This is a genomic window from Shimwellia pseudoproteus (assembly GCF_016415625.1).
Lineage (GTDB): Bacteria > Pseudomonadota > Gammaproteobacteria > Enterobacterales > Enterobacteriaceae > Shimwellia > Shimwellia pseudoproteus.
In genome coordinates, this window is sequence record NZ_WBXP01000026.1 from 34,113 (window position 1) to 56,142 (window position 22,030).

Below are 22,030 nucleotides of genomic sequence, written 5' to 3' on the forward strand. Positions count from 1 at the left end.
GGCCTGTCTCAGACAGGCCGTCCAGACATTACCAGGACTGGGTTGCTTTAAACGTATCGAGGATGCCTTTCAGCTTGCCTTCGATTTCGTCGTTATAAGCGCCGGTCTGGTTGATGTCCTGCAGCAGCTGAGCATGATCACGGTCAGCGTAAGCCAGCAGGGCAGCTTCGAAGCTACCGATTTTCGCCAGCTCAACATCTTCCAGGTAACCACGTTCAGCAGCGAACAGAACCAGAGACTGCTGTGCGACGGACATCGGCGCATACTGTTTCTGTTTCAGGAGCTCGGTCACTTTCTGGCCGTGGCTCAGCTGTTTACGGGTTGCATCATCAAGGTCAGATGCAAACTGGGAGAACGCCGCCAGTTCACGATACTGTGCCAGTGCGGTACGGATACCACCGGACAGTTTTTTCATGATCTTGGTCTGAGCAGCACCACCTACACGGGATACGGAGATACCCGGGTTAACCGCAGGACGAATACCGGCGTTAAACAGGTTGGATTCCAGGAAGATCTGACCATCGGTAATAGAAATTACGTTGGTCGGAACGAACGCGGAAACGTCACCTGCCTGAGTTTCGATAATCGGCAGTGCGGTCAGAGAACCGGTTTTCCCTTTGACTTCACCTTTGGTGAACTCTTCAACGTATTCAGCGTTTACACGCGCCGCACGTTCCAGCAGACGGGAGTGCAGATAGAATACGTCGCCCGGGAATGCTTCACGGCCTGGCGGACGACGAAGCAGCAGGGAGATCTGACGATAAGCGACAGCCTGTTTAGACAGGTCATCATAAATGATCAGCGCATCTTCACCGCGGTCACGGAAGTATTCACCCATTGCACAACCGGCATACGGCGCCAGGTATTGCAGTGCAGCGGATTCGGATGCAGTAGCCACCACAACGATGGTATTAGCCAGTGCACCGTGCTCTTCCAGTTTACGTACCACGTTAGAGATAGTGGACGCTTTCTGGCCGATAGCCACATAGATACATTTGATGCCGGAATCACGTTGGTTGATTATCGCATCAACCGCCATTGCGGTTTTACCGGTCTGACGGTCACCGATGATCAATTCACGCTGGCCACGACCGATTGGGATCATGGCATCAACGGATTTATAACCAGTCTGCACTGGCTGATCAACGGACTGACGTTCGATTACACCCGGCGCGATGGCTTCAACGGCCGCGAAGCCGTCGTTGTCAACCGGACCTTTACCGTCGATAGGCGCACCCAGGGTGTTCACCACACGACCCAGCAGGCCACGGCCTACCGGAACTTCCAGAATACGACCGGTACATTTGACTTTCATGCCTTCGGCAAGGTCAGCGTACGGGCCCATGACTACCGCACCTACAGAGTCGCGCTCCAGGTTCAGTGCGATAGCGTAACGGTTACCCGGCAGGGAGATCATTTCCCTCTGCATCACATCGGCCAGGCCGTGGACGCGGATAATACCGTCGCTTACAGATACGATTGTACCTTCGTTGTGAGCCTCGCTCACCACGTTGAACTGGTCAATGCGCTGCTTGATCAGTTCGCTGATTTCGGTGGAATTCAGTTGCATGCTCCAGTCCCCTTAAGACTGCAAGACGTCTGCCAGGCGGTCCAGACGGCCACGAATGCTGCCATCTATGACCATATCACCCGCGCGGATGATGACACCTGCCATTACAGACTTATCAATTTTGCAATTCAGCTTCACTTTGCGAGACAGACGTTTTTCCATCGCGGTGCTGATCTTCGTTAATTGGGCATCGCTCAGTGCGCTGGCAGAAGTGACTTCCACTTCTACTATCGCCTCTGATGCGGCCCGCAGTTGAATAAACTGCTCAAGAACATCAGGAAGTACCGCCAGACGCCCATTTTCCGCCATCACCTGAATCAGGTTCTGTGCGTGGGTATCCAGCTGATCACCACAAATTTCGATAAACGTTTTGGCGAGAGTTTCCGGGGCCAGAGCACCAGAAATCAATTCATCCATTTTGTCGTTCTTCGTCACCTCGGCGGCGAACGCCAGCATGGTTTGCCAGCGGTCAATGCTTTGGTGCTCGGCGGCAAAGTCAAAAGCTGCTTTGGCGTAGGGGCGAGCTACAGTTACAAATTCAGACATCAGCCCCTCCCTCCTTACAGTTCAGCGACCAGTTTATCAACGATGTCGCTGTTAGCAGCTTCATCCACGGAACGCTCGATGATTTTCTCAGCACCGGCAACAGCCAGCATAGCAACTTGCTTACGCAGTTCTTCGCGGGCACGTTTACGCTCAGCATCAATTTCCGCCTGCGCCTGCGCCACGATTTTATTACGTTCCTGCTCTGCTTCAGCTTTCACTTCGTCCAGGATCTGGGCACGGCGTTTGTTTGCCTGCTCGATGATTACCTGAGCTTCCGCTTTCGCTTTTTTCAGCTGGTCGGTCGCGTTGGACTGTGCGAGGTCCAGATCCTTTTTGGCACGTTCTGCGGAAGCTAAACCGTCAGCAATTTCTTTCTGACGCTTTTCGATGGCTGCCATAATTGGCGGCCATACGTACTTCATGCAGAACAGAACAAACAGGACAAACGCGATGGCCTGGCCGAGGATTGTTGCGTTAAGATTCACAGCACAATGCCTCTAATTAGTTAACGTTCTGATATTGCTTACTCAAACAACAGGTAAAGCAACGCTCACTACGCGACAGCAAACATCACGTACAGACCCAGACCAACAGCGATCATCGGGATAGCATCCACCAGACCCATAACGATAAAGAACTGAGTACGCAGCAGAGGAATCAGATCCGGTTGACGCGCAGCGCCTTCCAGGAATTTGCCCCCGAGGATGCCGATACCGATCGCAGCACCGATTGCCGCCAGACCCATCATCACAGCGGCAGCCATGTACAGCAGATCCATATTCAGGTTTTCCATGACAGTCTCCAGTTTTATTTCAGTTAAACGCAGTAGTGTTGTGTAAAATTAATGCTCTTCAGACGCCATCGACAGATAGACGATCGTCAGAACCATGAAAATAAAGGCTTGCAGCGTAATGATCAGGATGTGGAAAATGGCCCATGGCACATTCAGGATCCACTGTGACCACCACGGCAACAGACCAGCAATCAGAATGAAAATCAGCTCACCCGCATACATGTTGCCGAACAGTCGCAGACCGAGAGAAACCGGTTTAGACAGCAGGCTGACGCCTTCCAGGATCAGGTTGACCGGAATAAACGCCCAGTGATTGAACGGCTGCATGGTCAGTTCTTTGGTGAACCCACCAACACCTTTCATTTTGATGCTGTAGAAAAGAATCAGGATAAATACGCCCAGCGCCATAGACAGCGTGATGTTCACGTCAGCAGACGGTACCACGCGCAGTGCCGGCAGCCCCAGAACGTGCTCGCCAATGTACGGCAGCAGGTCGATAGGCAGCAAATCCATCAGGTTCATCAGGAATACCCAGACGAAAATCGTCAGGGCCAGCGGAGCAATAACCTTGCTCTTGCCATGGTACATGTCTTTCACGCTACCGTGGACAAAGCCGATCACCAGCTCAACAGCTGTCTGGAATTTCCCCGGGACACCGCTTGTCGCGCTCTTCGCCACTTTGCGGAACAACACCAGGAACAACAGACCCAGAACCACAGAGAAGAACATGGAGTCGATGTTAAGTGTCCAGAAAGTGGCCGGGGGGTTATGCGGATCCACCAGCGAGAGGGTACGCAGGTCAATCTGAAGGTTATTCAGATGGTGTCCTATGTACTCTTGCGGTGTAGAGATTTCTCCTGCAGACATGATGCCTCTTTACCCTTTGTTGTTAATTACAGCTGGCGCCAGGATCTGAACCACCAGCACCGATAACCATGTCACTATCAACGGTGCGAAAACCGCGTTGAAACATGCCAGTGCCACCACCAGTAAGACAAACGTTGCAATCACCTTCACACCTTCACCGATGGCGAAGGTCCAGGCCACGCGGCCTTTAGCAGGTGTATGCGCCTGGTGACGCAAGGCAAAAAGTATAAACAGCGCATTTGGCAGCCAGACCGCCAAACCTCCCCAAAATGCAGAGGCACCCCAAACAGGGTCTTTTAGGCTAAACAGCAGTCCAATTGCAATTGCAGCCAGTAACTGAATGAACAGAAGCCTGCGAGCCATCTTCCGGCTCAAAAGCGACGCAAACATAACGTTTACTCCTGCTCCCTATGAGGTATGTCGCGTGTCGTATAAAACTGTCTTTATCGCTCTGAGTCAAGCCTCTAAAAGCGGTCAAATTATACGGAGCGGGCTCGCGAATTCAAACAGTAAGTAGCAAAAAAGTGAATAAATATTTAAATAATTTACAGAGCCCGTTTTTTTCATTTTTTGCGAAAATGGAAGCTACTCGCCAAATTATGCAAAAAATTAAAAATGCCAGTCATTAAAGCGTGCACAGGATCACATATTAAGCATTTAAATTCCGTTTTAACTTATCCCAAATAGCGATTTATGCATTACACCTGACTGATTATTAAAACAAATATCAACAACTGTTTTTAAAAGCCCGCCAAACAAACCGCCAACAATCCATTGACATGCGGCAGCGCATTTTAACAAGGATGGTCAATCCCTCTGGATAACCAGGGACAGGCGGATATTTTCTGACATGACAAGGGCAAAATATTGACCTTATGAGCGACGTTAAAAAATGTCGCCATTAAGGTTAATGGCTGGTTATTTGCAACCAACTGTAACCAGATTTTCCAGCCACTTTTTTAACGATTTTGAAACAGGGTTTTTTCAGTTTTTTTTGATAAATATTAATTTTTTTTAGGCTGAATAATCACCAAGTGTCGCTCACCATCCAGCCGCGGCACGTTCAGACGAACCACTTTTTCGAGGGTGAAAGCCGCATCCAGGTGTTGAAGTTCCTCAACCGGCTCCACGCCTTTGAGGGCATAAAAACGGCCCTGCTCCCCGGTCAGATGATGGCACCAGTTCAGCATATCGGTCAGTGACGCAAAGGCACGGCTGATCACCCCATCGAAAGGCGGTTCAGCGGGGAACGCCTCAACCCGGGATTGCACAGGTGTGATGTTATCAAGGTTTAACTCGTGCTGAACCTGACGCAGGAAACGTACCCGTTTTCCCAGGCTGTCCAGCAGGGTGAAGTGTGACTGTGGGCGTACAATTGCCAGCGGGATACCCGGCAGGCCGGGGCCGGTCCCCACATCGATAAACCGCTCGCCTTGTAGCGCCGGTTCCACCACGATGCTGTCCATGATGTGGCGCACCAGCATCTCTTTCGGATCGCGAACGGAGGTCAGGTTATAAGCCTTGTTCCACTTGTTCAGCATATCCACATAGCCAATCAGCTGGTGTTTTTGGTGATCAGACAGCGTTATGCCGGCTTCGCTCAGTAAACGGTTTAATTCATTCAGCACGTTGAGATATCCATAAAAAAGAGGCCGGTTATCACCGGCCCACACAATGATGAGGCATCAGGCGCTGCGGCGCAACAGGCCTTGTTTCTTCAGCCACACCAGCAAAATGGAGATGGCGGCCGGGGTGATCCCGGAAATACGCGACGCCTGGCCAATGGATGTCGGCTTGTGATCGTTGAGTTTGGCGATAACCTCGTTAGACAAACCGGAAACCTGACGATAGTCGAGGGTGGCCGGCAGCAACGTGCTCTCATTGCGCTGTTGCCTGTCTATCTCATCCTGCTGGCGAGCGATATAGCCCTCATACTTCACCTGGATCTCAACCTGCTCTGCGGCCTGGGCATCATCCAGCGCCGGGGCAAACGGGCTCAGGGTGGTCAGGGTCTGATAGGTCATTTCCGGGCGGCGCAGCAGATCTTCTCCGCTGGCTTCACGGGACAGCGGCGAGGCCAGGGCAGCATTCACTTCTGCCGCGCTGTCTGAATTAGGGTTCACCCAGGTCTCTTTCAGGCGCTGGCGCTCACGCTCGATGTTTTCCATCTTACGGTTAAATGCCGCCCAGCGGGCGTCATCCACCAGGCCCATTTCACGGCCTGCTTCGGTCAAACGCATATCGGCGTTGTCTTCACGCAGCATCAGACGGTATTCCGCCCGGGAGGTAAACATCCGGTACGGTTCTTTGGTCCCCAGGGTACAGAGATCATCCACCAGTACCCCAAGGTAAGCCTGATCGCGGCGCGGCGCCCAGCCGTCTTTGTCAGCCGACAGTCGGCCAGCGTTCAACCCGGCCAGCATCCCCTGGGCTGCGGCTTCTTCGTAACCGGTTGTCCCGTTGATCTGTCCGGCAAAGAACAGCCCGGCAATATATTTACTTTCCAGGGTCGGTTTCAGATCCCGGGGATCGAAGAAGTCATATTCAATGGCATAGCCAGGACGAACGATTTTGGCGTTCTCCATGCCCTGCATCGAACGGACAATCTGCATCTGCACATCGAACGGCAGGCTGGTGGAGATACCGTTCGGGTAAATTTCGTGGCTGGTCAGCCCTTCCGGCTCAAGGAAGATCTGGTGCGCATTGCGATCGGCAAAACGCATTACTTTGTCTTCGATAGACGGACAATAACGCGGGCCAACCCCTTCAATCACGCCAGCGTACATCGGGCTGCGATCGAGGTTATTGCGGATCACCTCATGGGTGCGCTCATTGGTATGGGTGACATAGCACGGTACCTGGCGCGGGTGTTGATCGGCGGATCCCATAAACGAGAATACCGGTACTGGATCATCACCATGTTGCTGGGCCAGGACGCTAAAATCGATGGTACGGCCGTCAATACGCGGCGGCGTTCCGGTCTTCAGGCGGCCAACACGTAACGGCAGCTCCCGCAAACGGCGGGACAGCGGCACCGATGGCGGATCGCCCGCGCGGCCGCCGCTGTAGTTATCCAGGCCGATATGGATCTTGCCATCCAGAAACGTCCCGACGGTGAGCACCACGGCTTTGGCCCGGAACTTCAGGCCCATTTGGGTTACTGCCCCCACCACGCGATCGTTTTCAACGATCAGATCATCCACCGCCTGCTGGAAGATCATCAGGTTGGTCTGGTTTTCCAGCGCCATGCGTACCGCTTGTTTATACAGTACGCGATCCGCCTGGGCCCGGGTTGCCCGTACTGCCGGGCCTTTGCTGGCGTTTAGTATCCTAAACTGAATACCGGCCTGGTCGATAGCGTGGGCCATCAAACCGCCTAAGGCGTCCACTTCCTTAACCAGATGTCCCTTACCAATACCGCCGATCGCCGGGTTACAGGACATGTGTCCCAGGGTGTCGATATTGTGTGTCAGAAGAAGGGTCTGTTGACCCATGCGGGCTGCGGCCATAGCGGCTTCAGTACCTGCATGACCCCCGCCAATCACGATGACGTCAAAAGGATCCGGATAAAACATGGTTAACTGCCTCGCGGTGTTGCGAATGTGGGTTGATTGTCCCGGGCCGGGAATTCTACTCAACTTTAGACGCCGGAGAAAGCCTCCGGATCGTCTCTGATAAAAAGAAGATCTTTTTATTTAGAGATCTGTTCTATTGTGATCTCTTATTAGGATCGACCTGCCTTGTGGATAACCGGGATCCGGCATTTAAGATCAATCTATTAGAGAGGATCGTTTGCTGTGAAAGATCGGTGATCCCACACCGTATAAGCTGGGATCAAAAGAGGGACTTATGCACAGCTCAAAAAGCAGGCACGGGTTATACTTTGGATAACTACCGCTTAATCCAAGCTTCTTAAGAGAGTTATCCACAGAAAAAGGGACGATCTTTACAAATCTACGAGCAAATTCTTCCAGGATCCGAGCCAAACCTCGGCCGGATCCTCGGGAATTTCATGATCGAGGACGTTGATCCTGAGCATGTCGCCGATCCGCTGAGCCCCGCACGCTATCAACAGGGCATCGAATTTCTCAATGGCACCACAAAAGGTGTCATATTCACGGCTGCCTATCCCGATGGCCCCATAGCGGACCTGGCTCAGATCCGGATGCTGGCTGGCAATCTCATCATATAAAGGCTGAATGTTGTCTGGCAGATCCCCGGCACCGTGTGTCGAGGTGATCACCAGCCAGATCCCGCTAAGCGGGAGTTCGCTGAGTTGCGGCCCGTGCAGGGTCTGCGTTGATACGTCTGCGGCTTCCAGCTGTTCAGCCAGGTGTTCTGCTACGTATTCGGCACTCCCGAGGGTGCTGCCGCTGATCAGTGTGATATTCGCCATGATGATCCCGTCAGTGAATTCGTCGCGTATTGTACGCTGTGAATGGGCCGGGATCTACCTGTGGATAATATGGGTATTAAAAATAGTGCTCAGGGGCGGATGGTACGCATGATCGGGTTCTGCAGGGAGATCAACGTTTCCGTGGACTGAATTTCATCGATTGTTTGGATCTTGTTGATAAGTACCTGTTGCAGGGCATCAATGGATCGGCACATGACCTTAATAAAGATGCTGTAGTGGCCGGTGGTGTAATAGGCTTCCGTCACTTCTTCGAGGCTTTCCAGGCGCGCCAGGGCTGAGGGGTAGTCTTTGGCACTCTTAAGAATGATGCCAATAAAGCAGCAAACATCGTAACCCAGCTGTTTAGGGCTGACGTCTATCCGGGCGCCGGTAATGATGCCCGCCTGTTTCATTTTCTCTACCCGCACATGGATAGTCCCCGGGCTGACGCCAAATTGTTTGGCCAGTTCGGCATAGGGGGTGCGGGCATTGGCCATCAGGGCTTCAAGGATGCCGCGGTCCAGATTGTCGATCTGATAATTTTCCATAGGTTTTTCTTATGATGTTTGATGATTAGGTTAATTTTAGCGGTCATTTTTAGCGAATCAAAAGTGAAGTCGCTATTTTACTGACGGATTATTGAATAGTGGTGCGGTTTTGTTGCTTAATCAATGGCAACAGGACACAGGAGTAAAAAATAATGAAATCCGCCTACATCGCCAGACAGCAACAAATCAGTTTTGTGAAATCACACTTTTCCCACCAGCTGGGGCAGCGCCTTGGGCTTATCGAAGTTCAGGCGCCAATCCTGAGCCGGGTTGGTGATGGTACCCAGGACAATTTGTCTGGCTGCGAGAAAGCGGTTCAGGTTCAGGTAAAAACGCTGCCGGAGGCCCGCTTTGAGGTGGTGCACTCCCTGGCGAAGTGGAAACGCCAGACCCTTGGTCAACATGACTTCAGCGCCGGTGAGGGGATTTACACCCATATGAAGGCACTGCGTCCGGACGAAGATCGTCTGTCACCGATCCACTCGGTGTATGTGGATCAGTGGGACTGGGAAAGGGTGATGGGGGATGGTGAACGCACTATCAGCACACTGAAAACCACCGTAGAAGCTATCTGGGCCGCGATTAAGGCCACGGAAGCCGCGGTGAGCGAAAGTTATGGTCTGGCACCGTTCCTGCCAGACCAGATCCACTTCGTCCAGAGTGAAACCCTGCTCACCCGTTACCCGGGTTTAGATGCCAAAGGCCGCGAGCGCGCCATTGCCAAAGAACTGGGTGCTGTCTTCCTGATCGGTATTGGCGGTAAGCTGTCTGACGGCGCGCGTCATGATGTCCGGGCCCCGGATTATGATGACTGGAGCACCCCTTCTGAAGGGGGATTCTGCGGGCTGAACGGCGATATTCTGGTGTGGAACCCGGTACTGGAAGATGCGTTTGAGATCTCGTCGATGGGCATCCGGGTGGATAGCGACACCCTGAAACGCCAGCTGGCTATCACCGGTGATGAAGATCGCCTGCAACTGGGCTGGCACCAGGCGCTGTTACAGGGGGATATGCCCCAGACTATTGGCGGCGGTATTGGCCAGTCCCGTCTGACCATGCTGCTGTTACAGCTCGGCCATATTGGCCAAGTACAATGTGGGGTGTGGGCGCAGCCGGTGCGGGAAATGGTTACCGATCTTCTTTAATATTAGCGCCGCCAGCGTCTGGCAAGACGCTGGCTTAACCCGGTATCAAACCGCCAGATATAATCGAATATCTGCATAATGCCGGGTTTCCCGTGTCGCGACATGGCCAGTGCGTGGAAGCGATGCTGATGCTGGACCTGCATCTGATGTACCGTATTAATGACGCCTTCCGGCAGCCGCTGGGCAATAAAATCCGATATCACCACCGCATCCGCTTCTTCCCAGCCGCCATTGCTCATTTTGGTCACAACTTCCTGCAGGCAATGTGCCAGATCGGTACCGCCGCGAAAGCGCTGGCCGAGGAATCGCAACGCCTGCTCAATACCATCCTGTGCCGTCAGCTCGTAGCTGATCACCCCGGCAGAGAACAACATAATAAAGCAGCGCCGGTTTTCACTCAGAGCGATGCGCATCAGCGCCAGGCAGAATGCCTTGGCACACTGCTCGTTAAACCCACCCATTGAGCCTGAGGTATCCACGCAGACAATAAACGGCCCTTTGGGCTGGGTATCGGTGTCCTGGCGGACCACCGGGCGCAATACGGTTTTCTCGCGCCAGGCATCGCCCTGGAGGCGGTAGGTTAATAGTTGTTTCTCCGCCAGCCGGCGGTAAAACTCATATTCCAGTTCGCTGATCCCCAGGGTGGCCAGTTCCGGTGGCAGCAGGCGTAAAATATCATCGCTCAGGTGGACCCCTTCCACTTGTTCCGGCACCAGCGCCGGTTCGCGAACCGTGGTGCGCCAGCTTTCCAGCGGGGCGTTTTTCTTCGGGATCAGTTTGGCCTGCCGGGAGCGCCCCAGTTGCTCTGCCAGCTTTTTCAGTTCTGGCTGGCCCGCCAGAAAGTCACCGTAGCTGACGATGTGCTGGTAGTCCCCGCGCCGGGCCATGACGGTGCTCATATCCCACAGCTTGCCCGTGGCGGTATCGTTATTACCCAGTAGGGGATCTAACTGGCCGGTGAGGGTCAGCCGTTTCATTATCTCCTGCAGTAGCTGTTCTTGTTCTTCTTCCAGCAGATCCTGGTTGAGGGTGGTGGCCTGGACAATCAGCGCCAGACGCCAGCGTTGTAAAAACAGTGTGTGCAGGGCGGTGGAAAATGCCGGGTTATCGCGCACCAGTTGCTGAGCTTCAGCATAAAAGGGCGATTGCAGGCTTTTCAGGGTTGCCAGTAACTCCGGTAGCTGGTGGATAAATTGCGGCTCTGGCAGTACCTGGTAGTGCTGAAAACAGGCCACTTCTTTGGTCAGCCCCGGGGTGGCCTCTGCTTCCTGTAGGCGCATTTTGAGCCGTTCCCGCCAGCGGGGAATATCCTCACTAACGGCTTTGCGCAGGCGCGGGTTTTTTTCAAAAAATAAGGCCAGTTGGGGGGCGGCAATAATGGCAAGGATCAGCTCTTCGATCAGTCCATTTTCATTAATGGACAAGATAATATCCAGCATTGCCAGACTCAGCATTGTTGCGCCTGACGGATCTGGCTGGCAACGTTCTGCAGGCTGGCTTCAATACGGCCCAGCCAGGATTTTTCAATAAACAGGCAGTGTTGCTGGCTGGTAAATAGCCGGTACTGCTGGTGCCAGTCGCCAAGCAGGGTTTCTAGCTGCTGTTTTATCTCGTCGGGCAGCACGGTGCTGGCCGGTAAGGTCCCCGGGAGGGCAACGGTGCTGCTTTGCAGGCTGATATCGCGCACAATCAGGTGGTGGGCATTATCAATATCCATATCCAGCATCTGGGGAAAACCGATACCGTTAAGTTTCCCGCGGATATCCCCGCCTTTCTGGAGCCATTGTTCCAGCTCTGCCCGGGTGAGGGTGATGTGGTTAACGGTAATATCGTGTAACAACAGCGGCCTTTGTAGCTGTAACGTCAAACTGTCCTGGGTGATATCCTCGGGCAGCTGGTAGCGTGGCTTACGGCCAAACATGCCGTTTTTGGGCTGCATCACGATGGCGTGCAGGTCATCATTTTGCTGGCGCAACTGAAGATGGCGTTGCTGAATGCTCCCCAGCCTGGCCAGCAGGTTATTCTGTTGCCATGCCTGGCCGGTCATCAGCTGGCGTATTTGCTGCTCTACCGCCGTCAGGGCATCGGTATCGTGCCACAGGCAGTCTTTCAGCAGGATAAGGTCGATAGGGCAAACGCGATCGCGACCGCTGAAGAACGCGCAGGCTTGCAGCAGGCGAATGGCCTTCTTCCAGCGCCGGTCAGAGACATACGGCGTGCCGGTCATACCATCAAGTTGCTCACGCAGGGCAAAGATCAGTTCAAAGACATCATCGCCCATGGGGATAGCGTCGATGGCGCCTTGCCATGTGGTGTATTCTTCATCACTAATTTGTAGTGCAGCCGGCACCGGGTTTATGTTTTCATTGTGCTGGCTGGTGAGCATGGCCCGAAAGTTATTTTTCTCCTGAACCCGGTTAAGGGACAGGCGGATAAGCATACGGTCATAGAGCGCTTCCAGGCTGCTGTCTGCTTCTGGCAGTTCGTTAGAGGCGGTAACCAGCAGGCGCATCGGAATGGGCGCTTCGCTTGCACCATTACGGAAGCGGCGTTCGTTGATTGCGGTTAACAGGGTGTTCAGGATTGCCGGGCCGGCTTTCCAGATTTCATCCAGGAAGACGATTTCCGCTTCGGGCAAATAGCCTTCTGTCAGGCGCTGGTAGCGGCCTTCGTCTTTGAGTGCCTGGATAGAGAGCGGGCCAAAAACCTCTTCCGGGGTGGAGAAGCGGGTCATCAGATATTCGAATGCCCGGGCATTCTGGAAGGCGAATTTAAGCCGCCGGGCAATTAAACTTTTGGCGATACCCGGTGGGCCAAGCAGAAAGACGCTCTCGCCGCTTAATGCTGCCAGCAGGCACAGTCGTACCGCGTGGTCACGCTCAAATAAACCCTTTTCCAGGGCCTGACTCAGGCGGGTTATCCGTTCCGCCAACAGATGTGAATGGGCCATAAAAGTCTGCATCCTTACCCGGTTATACGGTCGCCGAAGCTTGGTATAGTATTATCATTCAGTATGAAGCGGTAAGGAATCAGCGGGATATATTCCTTTGCGCCAGGTTAAGTTGCTCTCAATTAGGGGTACGATTTTCCGTTCAATCGTGCATACTGTGCGCTTTTTGTGGGCCAAGGGACTAAGCACACGATTCTGAATCATAACGAAGATTAGTCTATGAGCACTGATAATAAACAATCGCTTCCGGCCGTTACGCTGGCGGCCATCGGGGTAGTTTATGGTGATATTGGTACCAGCCCCCTGTATACACTCAGAGAGTGTCTTTCCGGTCAGTTTGGTTTTGGTGTTGAACATGACGCGGTATTCGGCTTCCTGTCGCTGATATTCTGGCTATTAATTTTAGTTGTCTCGGTTAAATACCTTTCTTTCGTGATGCGGGCTGATAACGCCGGCGAAGGGGGGGTCCTGACATTAATGTCGCTGGCCGGGCGCAATACTTCCGCAAAAATCACCTCGATACTGGTCATTATGGGGCTGGTGGGGGGCAGTTTCTTCTATGGTGAAGTGGTCATTACCCCGGCGATTTCGGTGATGTCGGCCATAGAAGGCCTGGAGATAGCCGCACCCGCCCTGGATGCCTATATTGTGCCGCTCTCAATAGCGGTGCTTACCTTATTATTTATGATCCAAAAGCACGGTACCGGCATGGTGGGCAAACTCTTTGCCCCGATCATGATGACCTGGTTCCTGGTGCTGGCGGTGTTGGGTATCCGCAGTATTATCGCCAACCCAGAGGTGCTGCAGGCGCTGAACCCGGTGTGGGCGGTGCATTTCTTTGTTGAATATAAAACCATCTCGTTTGTGGCCCTCGGGGCCGTGGTGCTGTCGATTACCGGCGTTGAAGCGCTGTATGCGGACATGGGCCACTTCGGCAAACTGCCGATTCGTATTGCCTGGTTTTCGGTGGTGTTGCCTTCCCTGGTACTGAATTACTTCGGCCAGGGGGCGCTGCTGCTCAAACACCCTGAGATGATCAAAAACCCGTTTTTTTTACTGGCACCGGACTGGGCGCTGATCCCGTTATTGATTCTGGCTACCCTGGCCACGGTTATTGCCTCCCAGGCGGTGATTTCCGGGGTGTTCTCGCTGACCCGCCAGGCTGTGCGTTTGGGGTATCTCTCCCCGATGCGCATTATTCATACTTCCGAGATGGAATCCGGCCAGATCTATATTCCGTTTATTAACTGGCTGCTGTATATCGCGGTGGTCATTGTCATTATCAGCTTTGAACACTCCAGTAACCTGGCGGCGGCCTACGGTATTGCGGTGACCGGTACCATGGTGCTGACCTCTATCCTCGTCTGTACCGTGGCTTACAAAAACTGGCACTGGAAGAGGATCCTGGTCCTGCTGATTTGCGCCGGCTTCCTGTGCATTGATATACCGCTGTTTTCCGCCAACGTGGATAAAATCTTCTCCGGTGGCTGGCTGCCGTTAAGCCTGGGGCTGGTGATGTTTATTATCATGACCACCTGGAAAAGCGAACGCTTCCGCCTGCTGCGCCGGATGCATGAACACGGTAACTCTCTGGAGGCGATGATCGCCTCACTGGAGAAGTCCCCGCCGGTGCGGGTGCCGGGAACCGCGGTCTTTATGTCCCGGGCGCTGAATGTGATCCCGTTCGCCCTGCTGCATAACCTCAAACACAACAAGGTGCTGCATGAGCGGGTAATTCTGCTGACCCTGCGCACCGAAGATGCCCCGTACGTACATAATGTCCGCCGGGTCCAGATTGAGCAGCTCTCGCCGACCTTCTGGCGTGTAGTGGCCAGTTATGGCTGGCGCGAGACCCCGAATGTTGAGGAAGTCTTTCACCGCTGTGGCCTGGAAGGGCTGAGCTGCCGGATGATGGAAACCTCGTTCTTTATGTCTCATGAATCGCTGATTATTGGTGACCGGCCGCTGTACCTGCGGCTGCGCGGTAAATTGTTCCTGTTGTTGCAGCGTAATGCGCTGCGGGCACCGGATCAGTTTGAGATCCCGCCTAACCGGGTCATCGAGCTGGGCACCCAGGTCAAAATCTAATCACAACGATGAAAACCCTCCGCAATGGAGGGTTTTTTATGCGCCTGATGTTTAACCCGAGCGAAACGTTTCGATAAGGATCACATTTTCGCGTTCCCCCGCTTGTGGACACTTTTTGCTCTCTTCTACACTTACGCCAGCGAAACGTTTCGCTAGCGGAGTGAGTTGATCATATGAAGAAAGGCACTGTACTCAACGCCGGGATTTCTGGCGTTATCGCTCGTCTGGGGCATACGGATACGGTAACGATTGGTGATGCCGGATTACCGGTACCCGACACTACCCAGCGGATTGATATGGCACTGACCCACGGCGTGCCGTCGTTTCTGGCGGTGTTCGATGTCGTTACCAGTGAAATGCAGGTGGAGTCCGCCATCCTCGCCAGTGAAATTCAGCATATGAATCCGCAACTCCACGCGGAATTGCTCAACCGTATTGAGCAGCTGCAACAACACCAGGGCAACACCATCACGCTTCACTATCTTTCCCACGAGCAGTTTAAGCAGCAGACGGCCACCAGCCGGGCGGTGATCCGCAGCGGAGAATGCTCCCCGTATGCGAACATCATTCTGTGTGCTGGCGTGACGTTCTGAGATGGCTATGGACGCACTATTACAACTAAAAGGGATCGATAAATCGTTCCCGGGGGTCAAGGCCCTCTCTGGCGCTGCGTTGAATGTTTACCCCGGGCGAGTGATGGCGCTGGTGGGGGAAAACGGTGCCGGTAAGTCCACCATGATGAAAGTGCTGACCGGTATCTACACCCGTGATGCCGGTGAGCTGTTATGGCTGGGGAAAGAGACCACCTTCAACGGGCCGAAAGCCTCTCAGGAGGCCGGGATTGGGATTATCCACCAGGAGCTTAACCTGATCCCGCAGTTGACGGTGGCGGAAAATATTTTTTTAGGGCGTGAATTTGTCAGCCGCTTAGGGCGCATCGACTGGAAAAAGATGTATGCCGAAGCCGATAGATTGCTGGCCAAACTCAACTTACGGTTTAACAGCCAGGTACTGGTCGGCGATCTGTCCATCGGCGATCAGCAAATGGTTGAAATCGCGAAGGTGCTGAGCTTTGAGTCGAAAGTCATCATTATGGATGAACCGACCGATGCCCTGACCGATACCGAAACCGAGTCACTGTTTCGGGTGATCCGTGAGTTAAAAGCGCAGGGACGCGGTATTGTTTATATCTCCCACCGAATGAAAGAAATTTTCGAGATTTGCGATGATGTCACGGTGTTCCGCGACGGGCAGTTTATTGCCGAGCGTGAAGTCGCCAGCCTGACGGAGGACAGCCTAATCGAGATGATGGTTGGCCGTAAACTCGAAGATCAATATCCGCATATCGAACACCCGCCCGGGGCCATTCGCCTGCGGGTGGATCATTTGTCCGGCCCCGGCGTTAATGATGTCAGTTTTACGCTGCACGCGGGTGAAATCCTCGGGGTTTCCGGGCTGATGGGCGCCGGACGTACTGAACTGATGAAAGTGCTGTATGGGGCACTGCCGCGCACCGGTGGTTATGTGGCGCTGGATGGCCGTGAAGTGGTTACCCGCACCCCGCAGGATGGCCTGGCGAACGGCATTGTGTATATCTCTGAAGACCGTAAGCGCGATGGGTTAGTGCTGGGGATGTCGGTAAAAGAGAATATGTCGCTGACGGCGCTGCGCTATTTCTGTCGTGCCGGTGGGGGCCTGAAACACGGGGACGAGCAACAAGCCGTACAGGACTATATCCGGTTGTTTAATGTTAAAACCCCGTCCATGGAGCAGACCATTGGTTTGCTGTCTGGCGGTAACCAGCAGAAAGTGGCCATTGCCCGGGGCTTAATGACCCGCCCGAAAGTGCTGATCCTCGATGAGCCGACCCGCGGTGTGGATGTCGGGGCGAAAAAAGAGATCTATCAGTTAATCAACCAGTTCAAAGCCGATGGCCTGAGTATCATTCTGGTGTCCAGTGAAATGCCGGAAGTGCTCGGCATGAGTGACCGGATCATCGTGATGCATGAAGGGCGACTTGGGGGTGAGTTCACGCGTGAGCAGGCCACTCAGGAAATATTGATGGCCGCCGCCGTCGGTAAGCTAAACCGCGAGAATCAGGAGCAACAAGTATGAGTACCCAGACTGTCACCAGCCGCCGCTGGTTCACTAAAGCCTGGCTGATGGATCAAAAATCACTGATAGCCCTGCTGGTGCTGATCGCGGTGGTCTCAACCATGAGCCCGAACTTTTTCACTATTAATAACCTGTTCAATATCCTGCAACAGACCTCCGTCAACGCCATTATGGCAGTGGGAATGACGCTAGTTATCCTGACCTCCGGCATTGATTTGTCGGTAGGGTCGCTGCTGGCATTAAGCGGCGCGGTCGCGGCGTCTGTTGTCGGCATTGAAGTGAATGCCCTGGTGGCGGTAGCCGCCGCTCTGGCCGTGGGGGCTGCGGTTGGCGGGGTAACCGGGATTATTGTCGCGAAAGGCAAAGTGCAGGCATTTATCGCCACTCTGGTGATGATGCTGCTGCTGCGCGGTATCACCATGGTCTATACCAACGGAAGCCCTATCAATACCGGGTTCTCTGACAATGCCGATTTGTTTGGCTGGTTCGGTATTGGCCGCCCGCTGGGGATCCCGACCCCGGTCTGGCTGATGGCTATCGTCTTCCTCGCCGCATGGTACATGCTGCACCATACGCGCCTGGGCCGCTATATTTATGCCCTCGGGGGAAATGAAGCCGCGACCCGGCTTTCCGGGATTAACGTTAACCGCGTCAAAATCATTGTCTATTCCCTGTGTGGGTTGTTATCAGCCCTGGCCGGGGTGATTGAAGTGGCGCGGCTGTCCTCTGCCCAGCCCACTGCCGGTACCGGCTATGAGCTGGACGCTATCGCCGCGGTTGTGTTGGGCGGCACCAGCCTGGCCGGAGGTAAAGGACGTATTGTTGGGACCCTGATCGGCGCATTAATCCTTGGCTTTCTGAATAATGGTCTGAATTTATTAGGTGTTTCTTCCTATTACCAGATGATCGTCAAAGCGGTGGTGATCTTGCTTGCGGTACTGGTAGATAACAAAAAACAGTGATGCATCAACCCTACAGGACATCTGAATTATGAATATGAAAAAGCTGGCTACGCTGGTTTCTGTCGTTGCTCTGAGTGCCACAGTGAGTGCCAATGCGATGGCAAAAGACACTATCGCGCTGGTGGTCTCCACACTTAATAATCCGTTCTTTGTCTCCCTGAAAGACGGCGCCCAGAAAGAAGCCACCAAACTGGGCTACAACCTGGTGGTGCTGGACTCGCAAAATAACCCTGCCAAAGAGCTGGCGAACGTACAGGATCTGACGGTGCGCGGCACCAAACTGATGCTGATTAACCCGACGGATTCCGATGCGGTGGGCAATGCCGTGAAGATGGCAAACCAGGCAAAAATCCCGGTTATCACCCTCGACCGTATGGCTTCTCAGGGGACGGTGATAAGCCACGTGGCGTCTGATAATGTGGCGGGCGGCAAAATGGCCGGTGACTTTATTGCCAAAAAAGCCGGCGACGGTGCCAGCGTCATCGAATTGTCCGGTATTGCCGGGACGTCTGCCGCCCGTGAGCGTGGCGACGGTTTTAAACAGGCGGTTGCCGCCCATAAATTACAGGTACTGGCCAGCCAGCCGGCCGATTTCGACCGCACCAAGGGGCTGAACGTCATGCAGAACCTGCTGACTGCGCACCCGAACGTGAAAGCTGTTTTTGCCCAGAACGATGAGATGGCCCTGGGCGCACTGCGCGCGTTACAAACCGCCGGTAAGAAAGATGTGCTGGTGGTGGGCTTTGACGGTACCGCTGACGGGGTTAAAGCCGTTGAGGGGGGTAAGCTGGGCGCTACTGTGGCGCAGCAGCCAGAACAGATTGGTGTGATTGGCGTGCAGACTGCCGATAAAGTGCTGAAAGGTGAAAAAGTCCCGACCAGCATTCCGGTAGAACTGAAACTGGTTACCCAATAAAACCGACGCTAATAAAGAAAAGCATGGCTCCGCGCCACCGTCTGGTGGCGCATTTTGACTGGATAACGGAATGATGAAAACTTCAGGTCAGCTCGTTGTTTTGGGCAGTATTAATGCCGACCATATACTCAACCTTGATCATTTCCCCACCCCGGGCGAGACCGTGAAAGGGAGCCACTACCAGGTTGCCTTCGGCGGTAAAGGGGCCAATCAGGCGGTGGCTGCCGGGCGCAGCGGGGCGAAGATTGCCTTTATTGCCTGTGTCGGGAACGACGATACTGGCCGCCAGGTCTGCCAGCAGTTATCCAAAGACAATATTGATATCACGCCGGTGAGCACCGTTGCCGGGGAATCCACCGGTGTGGCGCTGATCTTCGTGAATAATGACGGTGAAAACGTGATTGGTATCCACGGCGGGGCCAATATGGCGCTGACGGAGGCGCTGGTCGCACAACACCAGGGGCTGATTGCCGGGGCTGAAGCGCTACTGATGCAGCTGGAGTCACCGCTGGCTTGCGTACTGGCTGCGGCAAACATTGCCCGCCAGCACCACACCCGGGTGATCCTCAATCCGGCGCCAGCGTGTGCGTTATCTGATGAGTTGCTGGGGCTGGTGGATATTATCACCCCGAATGAAACCGAAGCAGAAATCCTGACCGGGGTACCGGTTACCGATGATGACAGCGCTGCGCAGGCCGCCGAGGTTTTGCATAATAAAGGCATCGCTACGGTAATTATCACCCTGGGCAGCAAAGGGGTGTGGTTGAGCGAGCAGGGCCGCGGCACGCGGGTGCCTGGGTTCCGCGTCAACGCGGTGGATACTATTGCGGCGGGGGATACGTTTAATGGGGCGATGGTCACTGCCCTGCTGGAAGGCCGCCCGTTAACGGAGGCGATTCGTTTTGCGCACGCCGCCGCCGCGATTGCGGTAACGCGTAAAGGCGCTCAGCCGTCGGTACCGTGGCGCCATGAGATTGACGATTTTCTGCAGCAGCAGGGGTAGCCAGTGGCAACCATGAAGGATGTAGCCCGCATGGCGGGTGTGTCGACCTCGACAGTTTCCCATGTTATCAATAAGGACCGTTTTGTCAGTGATGCGGTACGCCGGAAAGTCGAAGAGGCAGTTGCGGTACTTAATTATGTGCCATCGGCGCTGGCCAGGAGCCTGAAGCTAAACCAGACCCGCACCATCGGTATGTTGCTGACCGCCAGTAATAACCCGTTTTACTCCGAAGTGGTGCGTGGTGTCGAGCGCACCTGTTTCGAGCGCGGCTATAGCCTGATCCTCTGTAATACCGAAGGGGATGCGCAGCGTATGGATCGCAATCTGGAGACGCTGCTGCAAAAACGGGTGGATGGGGTCCTGTTGCTGTGCACCGAAACCCAGCCTCCGTCCCCGGACATTATTCGCCGCTATTCATCCGTACCGATTGTCATGATGGACTGGTCGCCGCTGGATATTGGCTGTGATGTTATTCAGGACAACTCACTGCTGGGGGGGGAGATAGCCACCCAGTATTTGATTGATAAAGGCTACCGGCGGATAGCCTGTATTTCCGGGCCACTGGATAAAACGCCTTCTCTCCAGCGCCTTAAAGGCTACCGCAATGCGATGCAGCGTAACGGGCTTGCGGTGCCGGATAACTATGTTATCACTGGGAATTACGAGTTTTCTGGCGGTTTCGGCACCATGAATGACCTGCTGGCGTTGCCGCAGCCGCCGCAGGCGGTGTTTATCGGTAATGATGCGATGGCGGTTGGGGCTTATCACGCGTTATATCAGGCGGGGCTGAGTATTCCTGAGGATATGGCCATTGTGGGGTATGACGATATTGAACTGGCCAGATTTATGACCCCCCCGCTGACGACGATACATCAGCCTAAAGACGAGTTGGGTGAGCTGGCGGTAGATGTGTTGATTCACCGGCTGGGAGAACCTGGCCTGCAGTATCAGTGCCTGCAATTGACCCCGGAGCTGGTGGAGCGCGGGTCTGCGTAACGGATTATCTAATAATGGATAGCCTGGTTGCGCGCAAAGAGAAAGAGAGATGGCGTAGTGAACATACGCCATCTTATTACCCGGGGGCCGCTATTCTGGCTGGCGCTTTACCGGCGAGGTTAATAACTCCCGGCAGGCTGCCGCCGCCGCATCACTGTCACCGCTGATGATGGCATCAACAACCATCTGGTGAAGGCCAAGTTTAATCACTTCGTTATCGGTAATAGATGAGAAGTAATTAAAGTAAATTGAACGGAACAAATTGGCGAAGGACGACAGGAACGGATTGTGGCTCATTGCATAGACCCGTTCATGCCACGCCATGTCGACTTCTACCCAGCGCTGACGATCGAAGTTTTTCTGTAGCTCGACCATTTCCCGCATGATCTCAGCCAATTGTGTTTTTTGCTCTGGGGTGCCGAATTGGGCCGCCAGGGCACAGGCCTGTGGTTCCAGGGTATGGCGCATAACCAGAAAATGGCTAACGACCTCACCGAAATTGTCTTCTGTCATCCACCAGGCGAGCAGTTCTTTATCAAGGAAGTTCCAGTGGGACTGGGGCATTACCCTGGTGCCAATCCTCGGGCGCGGCAATAGCATGCCTTTTGCGGTCAGCGTTTTTACCGCTTCCCGGACCGCTGTCCGGCTAACCCCAAAAATTTCGCCGAGCTCTATTTCGCCGGGCAGAATGCTCTCCGGTGCGTATTCTCCGGTGAGAATACGCTGGGCCAGCTTTTCAGCTAATACCCAGGATATGTTTTTTTGTGCAGCGAGTTGTTGTGCCGATAAAGACATTAACGTCATTCCTTCCATCTAACCTCTGTGCTTCAGTATGCCACTCGTCAGTGATTTCCGGTGTTTTAATCATCAAAGATCACGAGAAGTGCCGCATTTTTGTCTATTCCGGTCGAAAAACTACCCATTGGTAAAAAAATTGAAATTAAGGGTTGCCAGCCGTCAGAAACTCCCTATAATGCGCCTCCACTGACACGGCACAACTGCTTCTAAACCGGCCCGTCAGGCAAAGGAAAACAACGTTTACGAGTAACGAAACGTGAAAATAAACAGTTGACTTTGAAAGAGGAAAACGTATTATACGGGACCTCGCGACAGAGCGCTCAGCGCCGTCGCACTG

Annotated in this window: 21 protein-coding genes; 8 read left to right on the forward strand and 13 right to left on the reverse strand. The window is 53.9% G+C overall.

Translation table 11 applies throughout. The features are described 5' to 3' along the window. Nucleotides 1-28: 28 nt before the first annotated feature. From atpA to asnC, 10 genes are all read right to left on the reverse strand, one after another. A complete protein-coding gene (gene atpA, locus F9C28_RS12495; RefSeq protein ID WP_199015697.1) occupies nucleotides 29-1,570 on the reverse strand; it encodes a F0F1 ATP synthase subunit alpha in 1,542 nt (513 codons plus the stop codon). 12 nt (nucleotides 1,571-1,582) lie between these two features. Beyond that, nucleotides 1,583-2,116, reverse strand: a complete 534-nt coding sequence (atpH, locus tag F9C28_RS12500; RefSeq protein WP_199015698.1) for a F0F1 ATP synthase subunit delta — start codon at nucleotides 2,114-2,116, stop codon at nucleotides 1,583-1,585. Nucleotides 2,117-2,130: 14 nt separating this feature from the next. Next, nucleotides 2,131-2,601: a F0F1 ATP synthase subunit B gene (gene atpF, locus F9C28_RS12505; RefSeq protein WP_002443663.1), complete on the reverse strand. Its 471-nt coding sequence runs from the start codon at nucleotides 2,599-2,601 to the stop codon at nucleotides 2,131-2,133. 68 nt (nucleotides 2,602-2,669) lie between these two features. Continuing rightward, nucleotides 2,670-2,909, reverse strand: coding sequence for a F0F1 ATP synthase subunit C (atpE, locus tag F9C28_RS12510; RefSeq protein ID WP_000429386.1), 240 nt, complete (start codon nucleotides 2,907-2,909; stop codon nucleotides 2,670-2,672). A 48-nt stretch (nucleotides 2,910-2,957) separates the two neighbouring features. Continuing rightward, complete coding sequence (atpB, locus tag F9C28_RS12515) at nucleotides 2,958-3,776, reverse strand: F0F1 ATP synthase subunit A (RefSeq protein WP_199015699.1); 819 nt, start codon at nucleotides 3,774-3,776, stop codon at nucleotides 2,958-2,960. A 9-nt stretch (nucleotides 3,777-3,785) separates the two neighbouring features. Continuing rightward, nucleotides 3,786-4,166, reverse strand: coding sequence for a F0F1 ATP synthase subunit I (gene atpI / locus F9C28_RS12520; protein WP_199015700.1), 381 nt, complete (start codon nucleotides 4,164-4,166; stop codon nucleotides 3,786-3,788). 614 nt (nucleotides 4,167-4,780) lie between these two features. Beyond that, nucleotides 4,781-5,404: a 16S rRNA (guanine(527)-N(7))-methyltransferase RsmG gene (gene rsmG / locus F9C28_RS12525; protein WP_199015701.1), complete on the reverse strand. Its 624-nt coding sequence runs from the start codon at nucleotides 5,402-5,404 to the stop codon at nucleotides 4,781-4,783. A gap of 57 nt (nucleotides 5,405-5,461) precedes the next feature. Beyond that, the gene (gene mnmG / locus F9C28_RS12530) at nucleotides 5,462-7,351 is read right to left on the reverse strand and encodes a tRNA uridine-5-carboxymethylaminomethyl(34) synthesis enzyme MnmG (protein ID WP_199015702.1); all 1,890 of its coding nucleotides are present in this window, start codon (nucleotides 7,349-7,351) and stop codon (nucleotides 5,462-5,464) included. 371 nt (nucleotides 7,352-7,722) lie between these two features. Further along, entirely contained in the window at nucleotides 7,723-8,172 is a 450-nt protein-coding gene (mioC, locus tag F9C28_RS12535; RefSeq protein ID WP_199015703.1) for an FMN-binding protein MioC, read from the reverse strand. A gap of 89 nt (nucleotides 8,173-8,261) precedes the next feature. Continuing rightward, the gene (gene asnC / locus F9C28_RS12540) at nucleotides 8,262-8,720 is read right to left on the reverse strand and encodes a transcriptional regulator AsnC (protein ID WP_199015704.1); all 459 of its coding nucleotides are present in this window, start codon (nucleotides 8,718-8,720) and stop codon (nucleotides 8,262-8,264) included. 152 nt (nucleotides 8,721-8,872) lie between these two features. On the opposite strand from asnC, the gene asnA reads away from it, so the two are divergent. Beyond that, on the forward strand, nucleotides 8,873-9,865 hold the full coding sequence (gene asnA / locus F9C28_RS12545; protein WP_199015705.1) for an aspartate--ammonia ligase: 993 nt from the start codon (nucleotides 8,873-8,875) through the stop codon (nucleotides 9,863-9,865). Between the two features lie 2 nt (nucleotides 9,866-9,867). Here the strand turns inward: asnA and viaA are convergent, their stop codons facing one another. Further along, nucleotides 9,868-11,319, reverse strand: a complete 1,452-nt coding sequence (gene viaA / locus F9C28_RS12550; RefSeq protein ID WP_199015706.1) for an ATPase RavA stimulator ViaA — start codon at nucleotides 11,317-11,319, stop codon at nucleotides 9,868-9,870. Further along, nucleotides 11,313-12,815 (reverse strand): ATPase RavA, encoded by a 1,503-nt coding sequence (gene ravA, locus F9C28_RS12555; protein WP_199015707.1) that lies wholly within the window; start codon nucleotides 12,813-12,815, stop codon nucleotides 11,313-11,315. Before ravA ends, viaA begins: the two co-directional genes overlap by 7 nt. 219 nt (nucleotides 12,816-13,034) lie before the next feature. On the opposite strand from ravA, the gene kup reads away from it, so the two are divergent. The 7 genes from kup to rbsR all read left to right on the forward strand — a co-directional run bounded on the left by kup (nucleotide 13,035) and on the right by rbsR (nucleotide 20,895). Continuing rightward, nucleotides 13,035-14,903 carry a low affinity potassium transporter Kup gene (kup, locus tag F9C28_RS12560; protein WP_199015708.1) on the forward strand — a complete coding sequence of 623 codons (1,869 nt, stop codon included), beginning with the start codon at nucleotides 13,035-13,037 and terminating at the stop codon, nucleotides 14,901-14,903. Between the two features lie 173 nt (nucleotides 14,904-15,076). Further along, nucleotides 15,077-15,496 (forward strand): D-ribose pyranase, encoded by a 420-nt coding sequence (rbsD, locus tag F9C28_RS12565; protein WP_199015709.1) that lies wholly within the window; start codon nucleotides 15,077-15,079, stop codon nucleotides 15,494-15,496. Between the two features lie 7 nt (nucleotides 15,497-15,503). Then, entirely contained in the window at nucleotides 15,504-17,018 is a 1,515-nt protein-coding gene (gene rbsA / locus F9C28_RS12570; protein ID WP_199015714.1) for a ribose ABC transporter ATP-binding protein RbsA, read from the forward strand. Continuing rightward, nucleotides 17,015-17,980 carry a ribose ABC transporter permease gene (rbsC, locus tag F9C28_RS12575; protein ID WP_199015710.1) on the forward strand — a complete coding sequence of 322 codons (966 nt, stop codon included), beginning with the start codon at nucleotides 17,015-17,017 and terminating at the stop codon, nucleotides 17,978-17,980. The genes rbsA and rbsC overlap by 4 nt, the downstream gene beginning before the upstream one ends. 28 nt (nucleotides 17,981-18,008) lie before the next feature. After that, nucleotides 18,009-18,896 (forward strand): ribose ABC transporter substrate-binding protein RbsB, encoded by an 888-nt coding sequence (rbsB, locus tag F9C28_RS12580; RefSeq protein ID WP_199015711.1) that lies wholly within the window; start codon nucleotides 18,009-18,011, stop codon nucleotides 18,894-18,896. Nucleotides 18,897-18,969: 73 nt separating this feature from the next. Further along, nucleotides 18,970-19,899: a ribokinase gene (gene rbsK, locus F9C28_RS12585; protein WP_199015715.1), complete on the forward strand. Its 930-nt coding sequence runs from the start codon at nucleotides 18,970-18,972 to the stop codon at nucleotides 19,897-19,899. 12 nt (nucleotides 19,900-19,911) lie between these two features. Then, nucleotides 19,912-20,895 (forward strand): ribose operon transcriptional repressor RbsR, encoded by a 984-nt coding sequence (gene rbsR / locus F9C28_RS12590; protein ID WP_199015716.1) that lies wholly within the window; start codon nucleotides 19,912-19,914, stop codon nucleotides 20,893-20,895. A 90-nt stretch (nucleotides 20,896-20,985) separates the two neighbouring features. Here the strand turns inward: rbsR and F9C28_RS12595 are convergent, their stop codons facing one another. Then, nucleotides 20,986-21,690, reverse strand: a complete 705-nt coding sequence (locus tag F9C28_RS12595; RefSeq protein WP_199015712.1) for a FadR/GntR family transcriptional regulator — start codon at nucleotides 21,688-21,690, stop codon at nucleotides 20,986-20,988. Between the last annotated feature and the right edge of the window lie 340 nt (nucleotides 21,691-22,030).

Excerpts from the sequence above, each read along its gene's own strand:
- atpA (WP_199015697.1), bottom strand. The coding sequence starts at position 1,570 with ATGCAACTGAATTCCACCGAAATCAGCGAACTGATCAAGCAGCGCATT.
- atpH (WP_199015698.1), bottom strand. The coding sequence starts at position 2,116 with ATGTCTGAATTTGTAACTGTAGCTCGCCCCTACGCCAAAGCAGCTTTT.
- atpE (WP_000429386.1), bottom strand. The coding sequence starts at position 2,909 with ATGGAAAACCTGAATATGGATCTGCTGTACATGGCTGCCGCTGTGATG.
- atpB (WP_199015699.1), bottom strand. The coding sequence starts at position 3,776 with ATGTCTGCAGGAGAAATCTCTACACCGCAAGAGTACATAGGACACCAT.
- atpI (WP_199015700.1), bottom strand. The coding sequence starts at position 4,166 with ATGTTTGCGTCGCTTTTGAGCCGGAAGATGGCTCGCAGGCTTCTGTTC.
- mnmG (WP_199015702.1), bottom strand. The coding sequence starts at position 7,351 with ATGTTTTATCCGGATCCTTTTGACGTCATCGTGATTGGCGGGGGTCAT.
- mioC (WP_199015703.1), bottom strand. The coding sequence starts at position 8,172 with ATGGCGAATATCACACTGATCAGCGGCAGCACCCTCGGGAGTGCCGAA.
- asnC (WP_199015704.1), bottom strand. The coding sequence starts at position 8,720 with ATGGAAAATTATCAGATCGACAATCTGGACCGCGGCATCCTTGAAGCC.
- asnA (WP_199015705.1), top strand. The coding sequence starts at position 8,873 with ATGAAATCCGCCTACATCGCCAGACAGCAACAAATCAGTTTTGTGAAA.
- viaA (WP_199015706.1), bottom strand. The coding sequence starts at position 11,319 with ATGCTGAGTCTGGCAATGCTGGATATTATCTTGTCCATTAATGAAAAT.
- ravA (WP_199015707.1), bottom strand. The coding sequence starts at position 12,815 with ATGGCCCATTCACATCTGTTGGCGGAACGGATAACCCGCCTGAGTCAG.
- kup (WP_199015708.1), top strand. The coding sequence starts at position 13,035 with ATGAGCACTGATAATAAACAATCGCTTCCGGCCGTTACGCTGGCGGCC.
- rbsD (WP_199015709.1), top strand. The coding sequence starts at position 15,077 with ATGAAGAAAGGCACTGTACTCAACGCCGGGATTTCTGGCGTTATCGCT.
- rbsA (WP_199015714.1), top strand. The coding sequence starts at position 15,504 with ATGGACGCACTATTACAACTAAAAGGGATCGATAAATCGTTCCCGGGG.
- rbsC (WP_199015710.1), top strand. The coding sequence starts at position 17,015 with ATGAGTACCCAGACTGTCACCAGCCGCCGCTGGTTCACTAAAGCCTGG.
- rbsB (WP_199015711.1), top strand. The coding sequence starts at position 18,009 with ATGAATATGAAAAAGCTGGCTACGCTGGTTTCTGTCGTTGCTCTGAGT.
- rbsK (WP_199015715.1), top strand. The coding sequence starts at position 18,970 with ATGAAAACTTCAGGTCAGCTCGTTGTTTTGGGCAGTATTAATGCCGAC.
- rbsR (WP_199015716.1), top strand. The coding sequence starts at position 19,912 with ATGAAGGATGTAGCCCGCATGGCGGGTGTGTCGACCTCGACAGTTTCC.
- F9C28_RS12595 (WP_199015712.1), bottom strand. The coding sequence starts at position 21,690 with ATGTCTTTATCGGCACAACAACTCGCTGCACAAAAAAACATATCCTGG.